The sequence below is a fragment of the Oculatella sp. FACHB-28 genome, assembly GCF_014696015.1.
GTDB lineage: Bacteria > Cyanobacteriota > Cyanobacteriia > Elainellales > Elainellaceae > JAAUTN01.
In genome coordinates this window covers 1-14,336 of sequence record NZ_JACJPJ010000017.1, presented here as the reverse complement: position 1 = coordinate 14,336, position 14,336 = coordinate 1, and the positions used below count along the sequence as shown (strand labels likewise).

Annotated in this window: 16 protein-coding genes and 1 pseudogene; 5 read left to right on the top strand and 12 right to left on the bottom strand. The window is 47.6% G+C overall.

Annotation, left to right across the window (positions count from 1 at the left end; all coding sequences use genetic code 11):
• The first annotated feature begins 116 nt into the window (after positions 1-116).
• From H6F88_RS00565 to H6F88_RS00545, 5 genes are all read left to right on the top strand, one after another.
• Entirely contained in the window at positions 117-1,115 is a 999-nt protein-coding gene (locus H6F88_RS00565; protein ID WP_190640813.1) for a tetratricopeptide repeat protein, read from the top strand.
• 27 nt (positions 1,116-1,142) lie between these two features.
• The gene (locus H6F88_RS00560) at positions 1,143-3,500 is read left to right on the top strand and encodes a hypothetical protein (protein WP_190640812.1); all 2,358 of its coding nucleotides are present in this window, start codon (positions 1,143-1,145) and stop codon (positions 3,498-3,500) included.
• Positions 3,501-3,570: 70 nt separating this feature from the next.
• A complete protein-coding gene (locus H6F88_RS00555; protein WP_190640811.1) occupies positions 3,571-3,768 on the top strand; it encodes a hypothetical protein in 198 nt (65 codons plus the stop codon).
• 205 nt (positions 3,769-3,973) lie between these two features.
• The gene (locus tag H6F88_RS00550) at positions 3,974-4,402 is read left to right on the top strand and encodes a hypothetical protein (RefSeq protein WP_242050330.1); all 429 of its coding nucleotides are present in this window, start codon (positions 3,974-3,976) and stop codon (positions 4,400-4,402) included.
• A gap of 221 nt (positions 4,403-4,623) precedes the next feature.
• Positions 4,624-4,773 (top strand): hypothetical protein, encoded by a 150-nt coding sequence (locus H6F88_RS00545; RefSeq protein WP_190640810.1) that lies wholly within the window; start codon positions 4,624-4,626, stop codon positions 4,771-4,773.
• A gap of 27 nt (positions 4,774-4,800) precedes the next feature.
• On the opposite strand, the gene H6F88_RS00540 is transcribed toward H6F88_RS00545, so the two are convergent.
• The 12 genes and pseudogenes from H6F88_RS00540 to H6F88_RS00485 form a co-directional block, all read right to left on the bottom strand.
• A complete protein-coding gene (locus tag H6F88_RS00540) occupies positions 4,801-6,213 on the bottom strand; it encodes a cation:proton antiporter (RefSeq protein WP_190640809.1) in 1,413 nt (470 codons plus the stop codon).
• A gap of 281 nt (positions 6,214-6,494) precedes the next feature.
• Positions 6,495-6,827: a hypothetical protein gene (locus H6F88_RS00535; RefSeq protein WP_190640808.1), complete on the bottom strand. Its 333-nt coding sequence runs from the start codon at positions 6,825-6,827 to the stop codon at positions 6,495-6,497.
• Positions 6,828-6,921: 94 nt separating this feature from the next.
• On the bottom strand, positions 6,922-8,154 hold the full coding sequence (locus H6F88_RS00530; RefSeq protein ID WP_190640807.1) for a sodium-dependent bicarbonate transport family permease: 1,233 nt from the start codon (positions 8,152-8,154) through the stop codon (positions 6,922-6,924).
• A 132-nt stretch (positions 8,155-8,286) separates the two neighbouring features.
• Positions 8,287-8,513 (bottom strand): annotated as a pseudogene (locus H6F88_RS00525) (SulP family inorganic anion transporter); the annotation flags it as partial.
• Between the two features lie 220 nt (positions 8,514-8,733).
• Positions 8,734-9,396: a Na(+)/H(+) antiporter subunit B gene (locus tag H6F88_RS00520; protein ID WP_190640805.1), complete on the bottom strand. Its 663-nt coding sequence runs from the start codon at positions 9,394-9,396 to the stop codon at positions 8,734-8,736.
• Positions 9,397-9,975 carry a DUF4040 domain-containing protein gene (locus tag H6F88_RS00515; RefSeq protein ID WP_190640804.1) on the bottom strand — a complete coding sequence of 193 codons (579 nt, stop codon included), beginning with the start codon at positions 9,973-9,975 and terminating at the stop codon, positions 9,397-9,399.
• The gene (locus tag H6F88_RS00510; RefSeq protein WP_190640803.1) at positions 9,965-10,246 is read right to left on the bottom strand and encodes a monovalent cation/H(+) antiporter subunit G; all 282 of its coding nucleotides are present in this window, start codon (positions 10,244-10,246) and stop codon (positions 9,965-9,967) included. The genes H6F88_RS00515 and H6F88_RS00510 overlap by 11 nt, the downstream gene beginning before the upstream one ends.
• Positions 10,243-10,494: a hypothetical protein gene (locus H6F88_RS00505; RefSeq protein ID WP_190640802.1), complete on the bottom strand. Its 252-nt coding sequence runs from the start codon at positions 10,492-10,494 to the stop codon at positions 10,243-10,245. Before H6F88_RS00505 ends, H6F88_RS00510 begins: the two co-directional genes overlap by 4 nt.
• Positions 10,491-10,880: a Na+/H+ antiporter subunit E gene (locus H6F88_RS00500; RefSeq protein ID WP_190640801.1), complete on the bottom strand. Its 390-nt coding sequence runs from the start codon at positions 10,878-10,880 to the stop codon at positions 10,491-10,493. Before H6F88_RS00500 ends, H6F88_RS00505 begins: the two co-directional genes overlap by 4 nt.
• Positions 10,877-12,310 carry a cation:proton antiporter gene (locus tag H6F88_RS00495; RefSeq protein WP_190640800.1) on the bottom strand — a complete coding sequence of 478 codons (1,434 nt, stop codon included), beginning with the start codon at positions 12,308-12,310 and terminating at the stop codon, positions 10,877-10,879. The genes H6F88_RS00500 and H6F88_RS00495 overlap by 4 nt, the downstream gene beginning before the upstream one ends.
• Positions 12,307-12,642, bottom strand: coding sequence for a cation:proton antiporter subunit C (locus tag H6F88_RS00490; protein WP_190640799.1), 336 nt, complete (start codon positions 12,640-12,642; stop codon positions 12,307-12,309). The genes H6F88_RS00495 and H6F88_RS00490 overlap by 4 nt, the downstream gene beginning before the upstream one ends.
• 789 nt (positions 12,643-13,431) lie before the next feature.
• Positions 13,432-14,010 (bottom strand): recombinase family protein, encoded by a 579-nt coding sequence (locus H6F88_RS00485; protein ID WP_190640798.1) that lies wholly within the window; start codon positions 14,008-14,010, stop codon positions 13,432-13,434.
• Between the last annotated feature and the right edge of the window lie 326 nt (positions 14,011-14,336).

The window sequence follows — 14,336 nt, the reverse complement described above, 5'->3', positions numbered from 1 at the left end:
TTTCCTGATTCAAGGTCTATAAGCCAAACTTATGAAAAAAGCGCAAAAATAGAGGGTTCTCGCTGCTGGTAGGGGCTAATTGCATCTCATGACAGCTTCGCTTCAATGACCCCTTGATGACCAGTCGCTATCATGTGCAGCTACCCCAATTGAACGAACGACTTTACCGAGAACCCTTAGCCGCATTGCAGGGGGCAGACCTGCAAAAAAAGTGTGAGCGACTGCTGTCCTTCCAGCCTCAAGCGGCAGTCAATCGGGCATTGCAAAGCCAAGCCCGCGCCATTTCTGATGGCAATCCTCGCTTATTAGAATGGCTCGATCTGATTTTGCAGGACAAACAAACGGATGCGGCGCTCATCCTGGAACGGATGGAGGAACAAGCAATCCAGTTCCGGGAAAGTATCCTGGCTCAGGAACTGCTCAATCAGCAGGATGAGGCATTGCGAATGATGCTGGCAAGGGGACTGGTGTTTGAACTACCCGTTCCACTGCCACCAATGGCAGCAACCTGGACAGCAATTCCCAACCGGCAACAGCAGCGCGAGCGGGCGATCGCACTCGGGCTGTTGGAATCGATTGCTGCCAGTCAAGAACCACTCTGCCGGGTGCCTCGCTTGCTCTCTCCTCTGCTGCCACTCGTGGAGGATGACACCTTGCCTGCTACAGCAACCGCAGCCCTGTATGGGCAGTGGTGGGGGGAAGGGAAGAACACGACGGAAGAGCAGGCGCTGGAATTGTATCGTCTCGCAAAGCTGTCCCAAAACTTGATCGTGCTGTATGAAGTGGGGAGGGTTCTAGCAGAGCAATGGAGAAAGCAGGGACGCTACCGGGAAGCGGGAATGCTCTGGGAGGAGTTAGTTGAGATTGGCAAAGGGTGGTGGGGAGAGGAGCATCCCGCTGTCGCCTCTAGCCTCAATAACTTGGCAGTCCTCTACAAGTCCCAAGGGCGATACGAGGAGGCAGAACCGCTCTACCTCCAAGCCCTACAGCTGCGGCAGCGCCTGTTAGGACAAGACCATCCTGATGTCGCATCCAGCCTCAGTAATTTGGCAGTCCTCTACCAGCACCAAGGGCGATACGAGGAGGCAGAACCGCTCCCCAACCTTGCTGTATGATGTTGGCAGTAGTACATAAGAACTAATATGCCTGCCCCCTCCAGTGAAATAGTGACCCTTGAATCAGCCTATTGGTTATACGTCAAGTGCTTCCCCGACAAGGCAGCTCGCTTGAAAACAGCTCTTTTCCGTTATCTTCTTCCCTATAAAGGTTTTGGATTTGATTTTCAGATTGAGCAAGGAGAGCTGTGTAGTAGAGGTGAAAAGAGCAATCAAGGTTGGGAACTTGCCAAACGGGTTAAGTTAGAGGATTTGTGGGAAATTAAACGAGTTCTATCTTGGCAGGAAGAGGTCTTTGATTCCCTAAATTCTTCATTAAGTGTGCGGAGACCTAACAAACATTATCTCAGGCACTTTCTGACGTGGTGTAAAGACCAAGGTTACTTGAAGGTTAAACAACCAGAAACGTGGGAAGTTCCCAGATCTCTGCCTGACAAATCCAAGGCATATCATCAGCGTGGGAAGAGAGAACACCAGTTGATTCTCAATCGGCAACCTCTAATTGAGTACAGGGCTAATCCAGTTCTTTTCTCAGATGAGATGAAGCGCCAATTTAGAGAGTTCTCTGCTTTTTGGACTGATCAGAACTATGAAGGGATTCGCCCAATTCCAAAAACTATTGATAAGTCAACCTTTGAAAGCCTGCTTGATCGAACCTTAGCCTTAATCGGCTGGCTTACTTTGGACAAGCTGGACTACCATCGGCGCATGTGTGAACGGGCCAGGTTGAAGAAACAAACAAATGCTGATTACGAATCTGGTTGGCTCTCCGTTGACCCTGAACCCCCAGATTGGTTGCAGGAGATGCACAAGAAGTATCCACCTCGCGCTTTGAATACTCTAGACCTAGAGGAGCTTGTCCCACTAGTTGAAATACGCCCTGAAAAGTTGGTCATCAAAGAGGATGAGTACATAGAACAGAATGATAACAACAACGTTGTTCTAAAAAAGATTCAAAAGGAGCTAGAAACTCAAAATGCATCCTTGAGCTTTGAGACGATTGCTCAGCTTGTACAATCACTCCACCAAAATCAGAATTTTGTGGAGGAAGTTAAGAAATTGAATCGGATTGCTGCAAAAGCAAATGCCCAGGAAGAAGCAAAAGCATTAATGAATCAGGCTTGTGAAAAAGTACGCAGCTTGTTAAAGGCTTTCTTCAAGTGGCTTCAGTATCAACATAATCCAAGCAGCGATCCAGATGAATATCGAATTACTCCCAATTACCGAGCAGGCTTCTGCAACGTTTTGATGAGCTTGTCTAAATTTCGCTATCGAGAGGTTACAGACTCGCGCAAGTGTAAAAACTACACCGATATTGAGGTTGTTGTAGAACTAAGAAACATCCGGCAGGAAGAAGTTAATTCAGAATTCAAGCCAAATTCAGTCAATCCAGTTAAACAGAATCCAACTTGGAAAGAACTAGGGCAACTGCTCAAAGAGCTACTGATAGCCTGTGCACCACGACGTAGAGTAGATTCCAAACCAGATTATCGCAACATGGGACCTTTGAGACCCCAAACTGCTGTTGCACAGGATTTTCAAAAATATCTAATCATGATGTTCTTTCGGCTCATTTCTCCCGACCGCCAACATGTTGTGCGGGAACTGAAGCAGCACGATACTTTAAAGCTTTGTTGGATAAACTGGGAAACCAGGAGATATGTAGAAGCGCCTTGGGATAAACAGGCTAAGCAGTATAAGGCTTACTACAACTCTTATACTAAGCTTTACTACCTGAATATTGAGGATGTGAAGGATGAGAAAGGAAACGTTGTTGAGTTTCCTCAAGGACAATCATTTTCCTGGCTCATTTACCTAGATGCTAGTCAAACCAAAATCAATAAGGATAACGCTTACCGAGTACCTAAAATCTATAATCCAGAGTTAGAAGCTTGGCTACATGGTCGAGAAGACTTCTCCGATACATGGTTCAACTGGCCGCCGATCCAGGGTAAAAGAAACAAGTGGAATAGCGCCCAACATCATTGGTGCGGATATATTGATCTTGAAGATGGCAAGAGAAAGGGCTTTCGAGAAGCTTTCAATCCTCAACACGATTTTGTGTTTACTCAAGCCAATGGCAAGCCTTTCTCAACCAGTAATCTGTGCCGCTTTTATGATGCTATCCTTTGGAGATTTCTCGGAATCAGAAGTAACCCCCATGCTGTTAGAAGTACTGTGACTGGGCACTTCAAGCTTAAAGGGATGACTGATGCAGAAAGTGAAGCGTTAGCTAAGCTCAAGAGTCATAGTGTCCGAATGCAAGATAGTCCTGCGTACAACCGGTTGGCATCGTTGGAAGAAACGGCTCGGGCTTCAGAAATGATTGTGAATGATTTTTTGAAAGACCAGGGATTAGACCCGGAGGAGTATGGGCTAGTTTAACTCAATCCAAGAGACTATAAGTTGTCTTGTGTAAGCGGTCAAAATTAGCTTTATCATCAGGAAGCCGCTCATGCCTCGCTGTCGTCCCGATGATAAAGCAGTTCATCGAGTGGATGAACTGCTAAGTAGCTATTCCATCCCGGAGCAAATTCTGGGAGAGCAAGGACTGCTCAAACGACTGGTGGAACGAGCAGCTTTCCATCACTCTAGCCGTTTTTGTTGTAGGCGAGCGCAAGCGGTCTCAATTGCTCAATGTAGTTTTGTCTGAAGCACTTCTTCAGAAGGTAATACGGTCAGACATTCGGCAACGTGATGCCACTTTTATCGAACTTTAGCAGTTCAATCGGTTCTTGCTTTTTGTTCGTACGCAGGTGCCATTGCAGCGGGTACATCAAAGATTTTTCTACGGAAGCCTTGACACCACAAAGCTGCTTTATGCAGGATGCCTTGTGTCTTCAACAAGTGGTTCTGAAATGGCTAAGACAAAAACTGGTACGGCACAGGGTCAATCCTCCTCCAGCAAAGGAAAGCAGCTTAATAGCGATCGCTCAACTCCTGACTCCATTACTACTGAAACACATCTGCATCCTATGGCTACCCAAAATTCATCTTTCCCTTTGCCTTCTTGCGCTGGTCCTTACTCTGCAATAGAGCTGTGTATTGCTCAAGAACGTCTTCGCCAAGCTTACCTCAGTTTCAACCTAGCATTCGCAGCAACAGCAATTTCTGCCTGTGTAAGCTTGCTTGGTGCTGGACTATTGCTATCAGGTCAAGTTTCAGAGGGTATTGTAACAACGGCAGGAGGGCTAGCCTCTGGCGCTTGTTGTGTCCAGCTCGCTAAAGATGCAAACGATCGACTCGACAAAATTCTGATGGAGTTGAGAGATGAAGATAAAGATTAGGGATATTCATAACGTCCAGACTACATCCTAACCCTTTAACGATCGCCTACTCAGGAAGGCTTGGAGATAGGCGATCGCTCTTCACCTATGATTGTTTTGGTTTGCATAAAACATCGCCGAAAATGCCTCTTTTCGGCAGAAAATTACACTAACAATCTACGCTTGCTTGAATTTGCACAATTCTTCTGCCGAAAAGAGGGTGTGACACGAAGTTGCATGACATGAGACAGATACGCTGTCGGTGTCTAGAGTCAAATGAGCACGAGGTCATCGGCATTTACCCAGCTACCGTTGATTGGTGTAACTTGGTGCTAGAAACTCTGGCATCTCTTGATCAGTTCACCCAACCTCGCGCCACAACCATTCATTGAGTAAACAGCCATAATCTTGTAAAACCGTTACTCACTTGCTGTTTCTACAGCCGTGATAGATTCTGGGATGAGATTTGTGGATGAACCAAAGGCAACCCGTAAAAAAGGTGGAGCCAGAAAAGTTGTCAAAATTACCATGATAATAATCGACACCTCCAGCGGCTTATCCAAAATGCCGCTAGCTGAGCCAATGCCAGCAAACACTAGACCCACCTCACCTCGAGGGATCATTCCAACCCCGATCGCGAAGCGATTGATTCCGGGTAGTCCAAACACTCCCCAGCCCGTCACCAGTTTGCCAACGATCGCTACCCCTACCAAAAAGACAGCAATCAATAGTCCCGCCCGATTCTCCGGCACCGCCGGGTTCAAAACACCAAGGTCGGCACGCGCTCCCACCGTCACAAAGAAGATGGGTACCAGTAAATCGGCGATTGGTTTGATTAATTCATCTAACTCGTTCCGGGCATCGGTTTCATCGAGCACCAAACCTGCTGCAAAGGCACCTAAAATCGCTTCGAGATGAATGGCATTACCTAAAAATGCCATAAAGAAAGCGAAGATGAATGCCGGAATAACAATATTTCCACGGGTTTTGAGCTGATCCACGATCGCCACAAAACTTTTGTTAAAGACACCCCCCAACAAAATTGATCCCATCAAAAATGCCGTAGCGCTGACAATCAAGTAAATGACATTGGCGACATCAATCTCACCAGTTTTGGCTAAGCTGGCGACGACAGCCAGGACAATAATGCCGAGGACATCATCAATCACTGCCGCGCCAACAATAATTTGCCCTTCTTTGGATTTGAGTTGACCTAACTCTGACAACACTTTAGAGGTAATGCCGATACTCGTTGCCGTTAACGCGGCTCCCGCAAAAATCGCTGGAATTGCTGCCACATGAAAGAGCATCATTAACCCTGCCGTGCCTGCCGCAAAAGGTGCGGCAACTCCGATACAGGCAACAACCGTAGCTTGAATTCCTACTTCCTTCAGTTGCCGCAGATCGGATTCCAGTCCAATTTCAAACAGCAAAATAATCACGCCGATTTCAGCTAGAACCGAAATCACTTCACTTTGCGACTCAAAGATCCGGGTTAACGCATCCGGTGCCAATTGATTCAATCCTTGCAGCGCTGTCATAATCACTGAGTCAGAGGCAGACAGCCCCCCTTCGGGAAAGATCACCAGGTGCAACGCCGAAACGCCGACAATTACACCGGCGACCAGTTCCCCCAGGACGGGCGGAAAATCCAATCGCCTAGCAACCTCTGCGCCGAACTTGCTGGACAGATAAATCACCACCAGCGTCAGCAATACGCCAGACAGAACAATGGGTGAATCCTCAGCAACAACGGTTGCCAGGAATGGCATCGGAGCCATGAGAGCGGCGATGCCTCCACTGAAAGGAGGCAGAAAGTTGGACAAAATCATGAGTTTAAAACAATGAAGGTTAAGAGTCTGAGAAAGTCATAAAACTGCGGGCAGTTATGAAAAAGGCAACCGATCAAAGATGGTCATGCTCTGGATACGGTTGCCTGGATCGAAACAAGCTTAGTTGTCAGTGAGTGACGCGGGTGAATGGGTGTTGAGATTATCTTGAGTCACAATCAGTTTCTCCGCTTGGGCATCATCTAAATCGACTAACGTTTTGAGTAACGGTCACCAAAAAGCCGGGTCACGACCCCGGCTTTTTGTGTCTACGTCGTCTCGATTCAACAGCCGTCTGGGCCACAGAAACTGTGTCCGTACAGTACCTCTGCGTCACAGATATAGATCATGCCCGCATAATCGAGGAAAAACTTTATTGCGACCTGATCCGCAATATTCTCGGCCATATCCCGATCCGGGGTGAGCACCTCGAATTTTATATTCGCATTGGTGTCAGAAACGGTGGGTTGTCCCGACGAGCGCACGTTGCGACTGCCTTTACCGCCGGTTGCCAGAACCGTATAACCGGTTGCCCCGGATTCTTCGATGATATCGGCGATCTTTTTCAGCAGAATCTTTTCCGTGACGATGACGAGCTTTTTGGCTGGCTTGGCCATGTTGGTTACCTCCTAACCGTATATTGGTCTTATATATTGAGTCGCTTGGTCTGCCGGGTCAAGGGAGCGCCGACAGACCGCGACCCGTCTGGGATTAGCTGCCGCCTATCCCGCTGATCGCCTGGGCAAGCCCGAGGAAGAGCGGTATTCCCACGCCAATCGCAATGGGTGTACCGATAGCTGTGGAGGCACCGATGTAGGCGGAGGGATTGGCCGACGGAATCCCGGCTCGCAACGTGGGTGGGCCTGAGATGTCTGAACTGGAGGCGGCGATGACGGCCAGAACCACAACACCACCCATGCTGAATCCTGTGGTGTAGTGGGCAATCATACCGAGACCGAAGGCGATTAACCCATGCAGCAGCGGTGCCACTACGCTATACACGACGTACCACTGAGCCACCTTACGTAGTTCGCCAAGTCTTGACCAAGCCTCCATACCCATGACGAGCATCAAGATCGAAAGCAAGCCGCGAAAGGCGGGATCGTAGAAGCTTTTATAGACACTTTCCGGCTGAGCTAATATGCCAAGAGCAATGCCGAGCAACATTGCCGATAGGGCAGGTCCCTGGAGGCTTTCTTGTACGATCGGCCATATTTTGACCCGATCATCCGCAGACTGTTGCTTTTTGAGATACTCTTGTCGGCTGCTGGGATAATCACCGGCGGAACTGGGAGACGTGCCTGCGGAACTGGGATAATCGCCTGTGGTACTGAAAGACGTGCCTGCAGGTAGAGATGCGCCTGCAGTACTGAAAGCCGCGCCTGCGGTACTGGTATATTCTCCTGCGGTACTGGGATACTCCTGCTTGCTGAGAGACTCGCCTGTTGCCCTACGCTTCTTCTTTTTGAGATAAATGTTGGCCACCACAATCGCCGTTACGAGCGCTGGGATATCCATGAAAGGATAGAGTGCGCCAGCCCATGCCTCGTATTGCATGTTTTGTCCCTCCAGTGTTGTCAGGGCGGCGGCCATAGTAGAGCCACTCACAGCACCAAACAACCCCCCGGTCGCAATCGCATCTACGGTTTTGACCTTCGGCAGCTTGGCCAACGTATAGCGCGCGATGAATACAATGAGAATTCCTATTGCTATAGCAAACGCTACGGGTAACAGCATCTCCGTTAGGTTGGAATTGCGGATCGCTTGACCACCGGTCAGACCGATTTTCATGAGCAGCATGAAGACGATGATCTGAGTAATCGCCTCTGGAATTACCAATTCGCTACCAAGGGCGGCAATGACCATACCACCAATCAGAAAGCTGAGTGTTGGGGACTGCAACTGCTTAATGAAGTCCATTAAGAACAAGGACAAAAAATCCACAAATACCTCCTTATGCCTCCTCTGACGAGGAGTATTGCAATAAATGAACTAAATGAACTTTCAAGAGTTAAAGAGAGTAAGAGTGAGGCACCTCACCCCTACAACACAGGTGTTGCACGAGAACCTGTAGACAAGGCTTACGGTTGTTGTCCCGGTCGGTTCAGAGTCAACGTTGGGATACCGCTAAACAGGGCGGCAAGAAAAACAACGCAGACTGTGCCATATAAACCCGCCACCAGACCTGTGCCCGATGCCACACCGAAGGACAGCACCAGAGGTAACGAAACGATCGCAGTTGTGACCCCACCAAACAGATCACCCTGTAAATTTCTAAATTTGGTGCAGTTTGTGAGTTGCATAAAGCCCCATTGGTTCAAAGGTGAATGATGCTAATCATTGACTTAAATCTATTCTGATAAGAACATCAATTGATTTCTCTCTATGAGGGTACCATCGAAAATAATCTATGTAGAAATTTGATAACTAAAAATTTTTTATAGTTACCCAAGGATCTACTGATACAAACCTGGAAGCCGAGTACCGCTGTCCTAGAAAACACTTTGGGGAGAGGGATGAGTTTTACAACAATCCCCGGTATCGAATAAAGATCAGCACCACTGCCCACGAGCCCAGTGCAACCTTAAGGGCAACCAGAATGTTGAGTAAGGGAACGACCCCACCACTGATGAGGGAGCCTACATTGCCTTGGGGTAGTTCAAATCCTACTAGCGTGATCACTGATAAAACGATAAAAATCAGTACTGAAACCTTTTCCCAGGTGGCAGCATTCCAGCGTTGGTAAATTGATTCCATCCATTGGGAGGATGAAGTAATGGCAACTAGCCCGATCGCCGTCCCACCCGCGACCCCTGCTGCAAACCCCCCGCCTGGGCTGAGGTGTCCTCGAATCGCCAGTTCTACTCCGACGATTGCAGCGATCGTTGCACCTAATCGTGCCAGCACAATCGACGGTTGATCATTAAATTGATAGATAGTGCAGGAAGGACGCTCATTGGCTAACAAAAATTGAGCGCCCATGATGGCGATCGTGAATACAATCACTTCAAAAATCGTGTCATATAAACGATTTCTAAAAATGATGCCCGACACTGCATTGGGCACCCCGCTATCCTGAACCACCACTTCAACGATCGATAGATCGGGAACCGCTGCGGTGGGGTTGGGCATAATCAAGAATTTGATGAACAGGGCGATACCTGCTGCAATGTAGAGCCATTTCATTTAGTGCTTTTCTCCTACGTCTTGTGCCGTGAAGTAGGTCAAGTGGGTGACAGATGAGGTCAGGTCGTTTTGCAGGATGTCATAAAGACGACGGACTCGGACTGCAGTGTGATAGGGCTGCGTAAAGGCTGGGGAGTCGAATTCAGGTTGGTGCGATCGCTCGATACAGGTTGCATGAATTTCTTTTTCTACTAGCGCCTGATTCAAGGAGAGCGGATCGGAATAGGGAACCAGTTCTAACCGGAGATGATGTTTGCTAGAAATCTTTCGCAGATCAACAAGCAGTTGAGTGAAGGGATGCTGCTCATCTGCTTCATTCACACCATTGTTAAGAACGCCAACCCGCATCACTAGGGATGAGCGCACCGCCACTGCATAGAGGGTGATTGCCAGCATGGTTCCAACGAGTGCCTCTGTTAATGCCACATCTGCGGCTCCCAGAACGGCATAGATTAAGGCGGCAATCGCTCCCAAAATGCCACGAATCACCAAAGCATTGTAAGGATTAACCTGAACCGTCAGCATCACTGCCGTCAATGGCAGCAGCGCAACGATGGCATAAATGTAGCTATCGTTCATTGGCTCCTCCGCTGCTGGAACAGTATGCCAGCACATAACCTAGCACTGTGTTCCAAATGGCTAGAGAAATCAGCGCGAGAACAAGTAACGACCACTGACTGGGAATTTTTAAGAGCAATCCAAAGATGATGCTCATGGAACCGAGGGTATCGGAAACAGAAAGACTGTGCAATTTGAAGAGAAGCGATCGCTTACCCAACAGGGGAAAGGTGCCCCAAAACCAAAACACAATTCCCAAAATAATGCAGAAGTAGCTAATCCAGTTAATCATGCTTCGTTCATCCGGCGAATTACATGAGCTAGTAGCATTAATCCGGCATTTCCCACGCTGAGGATAATCACACCAACCACTCCGATCATCCAATCACCACGCAGAACTGAAACCACCAAAATCATCACTGATGTCTTGGTGGCGATACTGGCAAATGCCAGCATTTTTTGCCAGATATCCTCATCCTGCCAAGCCTCATAGATGGGAATGAGCAATGCCAAAATCATCGCAATCAATATTCCGGTCATCTTCCTTTCTTCCTCCTAACACGATGGACTTCGTACCAGCCCTCTTCGTGGTATTTCATCACAATGGTTTTGGGGGTGAACGTGATCAGAAAAATATCTAGAAAAACAAGTCCAGGCGATCGTCTAAGTTTGGCTCGTTCCATCACAATTTCTTCTTGCTGGTGAGGACGGAACATCAGCTCAAAAGCCTCCAGGTAGGCTTGAGGAATTGCCACGATAACTTCCCACAGCACGCGCAGCCAATCCCTTAATGCACCAGGAGCCGTGCGGCTATGGGGCAATAGGAGAGCGACACAAATGCCGATGATGATATTTGCCACACTAAAATTAGCGGTGAGCAAAAACCAGATGACCAGTCGCAGGAGAATGTTTAGGGCTTCGATCATGCCAGCACCATCCAGAAGAGGAGGATTAACATCAGGCTCATTACCCCGATCAGGTGATCAAATTGCTCTAGCAGGCTCGGCAGCTTGAGAACGGTTTGACGAAAGATGAGAAAATACACCAGCCAGCCTAGAAAGATCGTGGCCAGCGGTTTAACAATATTCTCTAAACTGTAAGCCTCGTAGTAGGCAATGTTTGCCAGAAATAAGCCGCCAATCAGCAGAGCGATCGCCGCCCAAAAACCGGGCTGAAGCTTCCCTGATTTCTGCTGTTGGTCACGAGGTAAAAAAATGAACTTGGCAAACGAAATGGCTGTTCCCAAAGCAGCAATATTCATGCCGATCACTTGCCAGGGTAACAAGCTTTTCATCGTCAAAACTTTTGCCCCAAAGCCAGACAGCAAAGGAAAGCCTGAAATGGAAAAACTGGCAATTGCCAGGGCAATCCAGATAGAAGTGGGGATAGGCTGATGCTGCAATTCCTTGAGATTGCGGCTGGGAAGCACCCCCGCAATTAGAAACAGCGCTGATTTCACTAACCCATGCGTTAACGCATAAAAACCACCCACTTCCGGCGCAGCAAGAATGAAGCCTAATTGCGAAACCGTGTGAAACGCCAGCATCCGCTTGGTATCTTTTTCAAACACGGCATAGCCCACTCCCAGTAAGGCAGTACTTACGCCAAACAATCGAATTAACGGATCAAAGTCTTCCACCAGCAAGGCAATGCGTACCAACGGCAACACCCCCGCTTTCACTACTACACCAGATAACATTGCTGAAACAGGCGTTTCTGATTCTGAGTGGGTTAACGGTAGCCATAATCCCGAGACAAAAATCCCCCCTTTCACCAAAAGACCTAAAAAGATGAGTGATACAGCTTCCGGTGGTGCATTCTGTAAGCCAACAAAGGCGAAGGAGTGATTTGCTTGATAGACCAATGCTGTCCCCACCAGGTAAAACAGCATGGCAATGTTGCTGACAAACAGATAGCGTAAGCCAACCCAGATTGAGCGATCGGTGCGAGGGTAGGCAATCAACAAAAAAGCAGCAATGCCGATCACCTCTAGCGCAACATACAGACTGATGAAATCTGTACAGGCAAATGCAGCATTGACACTGCCGTGCAGCATGATCGTCTGCAGGTAAAAAAATGCAGTCTTGTCGCTATTCCAGCAATAAAGAATAACGGCGGCAGTGACCAGCGCATTGGTCAAGATGAAAAAGCCGCTGAGAGGATCAAGGAGTAGGGTAACGCCGAAATTATCGAGCAGTTGCAGGTCGAGCGGCGGTTGAGTAAAGAGCAACAGCGCACAGCCCAGAGAGGCGATCGCCACCCCAAACGAGAGATAGCGATTGCTCTGCGGAAGCAGGTAACCGACAAACCCCACAAAAAATGGCAGGGCAATCCAGATAATCGTGAGGGTACTCATGGCGCGTTGTTCTGCTCGATTTCACTGGTTTCCAGCGTTGGATTATCCCGTGCCAGCTTCATGACACCAACTAGCATGAGTGCCTGAATGGAAAAGCCAATCACGATCGCCGTCAAAATTACTGCTTGAGGAACCGGATCGGCATAATCACCTCTGTTGGTGTTAGAAAAAATGGGCGTAAATAAACCATCTCGTGATGCAATTAGCACGTAAAAGGCGATTACCCCCGTGCTCATGACATCCATTGAGATAATCTTCATAACTAAATTTTTTTTGAAAAGAGTACCAAAAAATCCGCATAAGATAGTGGCAAAAACGCACGCTTCCAACATGGGATTTAGAATAGATGGTAAAACAGCAGACGAACTAATTAGAGCTTTTTATCTACTCTCCCACATGTTTAACCTTTACATCTATAGAACTTATGCAAGTCTATGTATTACATTTTGGGTATGGGTGGTGTGCTTTGACCATCGCTCATTACCTAGTTCATTCAACGGCAGCGGGCGCTCTCAAGGAAGATGAGATGATTGTGACAGGGACAGAATTACGACAGAGTTAAGTATCTCAACCATGAAATTGAGATGGGATTGAGCAGGATCACAGAAGCATCAAGTTGCTAATGACACCGATGATGGGTTGAAGTCGTTCAACAGTGCAAGGAGAGCCTCTGTAATTGAAGTGATGAATAGGATTAGAAAATAGCAAGTAAAGAGAATTGAACAGGGGACAATGTGTCTCCAGTAAAGTTGATTGAAACAAGCTTTAGCATGTCTGCTCGGAGCAACGTGGGTTATGTTGCAAAAACAGGTTAATGGTAAGTGAGAAAGCTGAACAAGGGTTATGTCAAATATATTGCGTCAAAGGTAAAAAGCTATTGAGGAAAGCGATCTCCAAACTCAATAGCAAAGCAGATTTCCAGTCTCGGATCGGCATCGTTCCCCATAATTCAAATGCAGTGGACGGACGAGAGCTCTCGGTGCTGAGTTCGAGGTTACTAGCCGCCGCTGATTTGAGTCGTTGACAGTTAACACCATTGCCGAAAATGACCCTAACTCGGCAGTGTTGCTTATCCTCATTCTCGACAGAGTAACGTTTTAGGTGTGTTACAACGCGATCACTCAATGTTCGTTTTCGGCAATGTTGTTCAGGTCAGGATTAATGTAGCGGTAGTAAGTTGGGCGACTAATCCCGAGATGGTGACAAATTGAAGTGACAGATCGCTTTGGATCTGCTGCGAGTGCTCGCCCAATCTCAATTTCCTGTATCGTCAACTTCTGCCGTCGTCCCCCTCGCCGACCTCTGGCTCTTGCTGCTTGCAGTCCAGCTTGAGTGCGTTCTCGAATCAAATTCCGCTCAAACTCTGCCAATGCGCCAAACATATGGAAGATCAGTTTTCCACCACTTGAAGTTGTGTCAATGTTCTCTTGAAGCGATCGCAATCCTATTTTGCACTTTTCCATGTCCTCAACCAGTGCAATCAGATCTTTGAGGGAGCGTCCTAAACGATCAAGCCGCCAGACGACAAGCGTATCTCCTTTTCTTGCAAACTCAAAAGCTTGCTTGAGACCAGGGCGATCGGCTTTGACTCCACTCATCTTATCAGAGAAGATTTTTTCACACCCTGCACTTTGAAGCGCGTCATGTTGCAGAGCAAGATTTTGATCATCGGTTGAAACCCGTTCGTATCCGATCAGCATGACAAGAATAGATCTAATGTACTATTACTGTATCAGAACTCGTTAGAACTACCCTGATTTGAAACATAGATTGATTAACAAGATTTATTTACACTTCAAATCTTCAAGACAAACAAGGGAAAATAGCGTAAAAGTCCTGCTGTGATTGATGGTTGGAGATTCACAGATAAAAAGAATTGTTTTTGTTAGTACAAAATGTCAATCAAAGGGTCCGATACTGTTGGCGAACCCTGACTGGGATCACATTGGTTATCCTAAAGAGCAATTTCCTTTGAGTCTTGAAAGGTGAATTGCGATGTCCCTAGCATTTGAGCCAATTCCTCCTG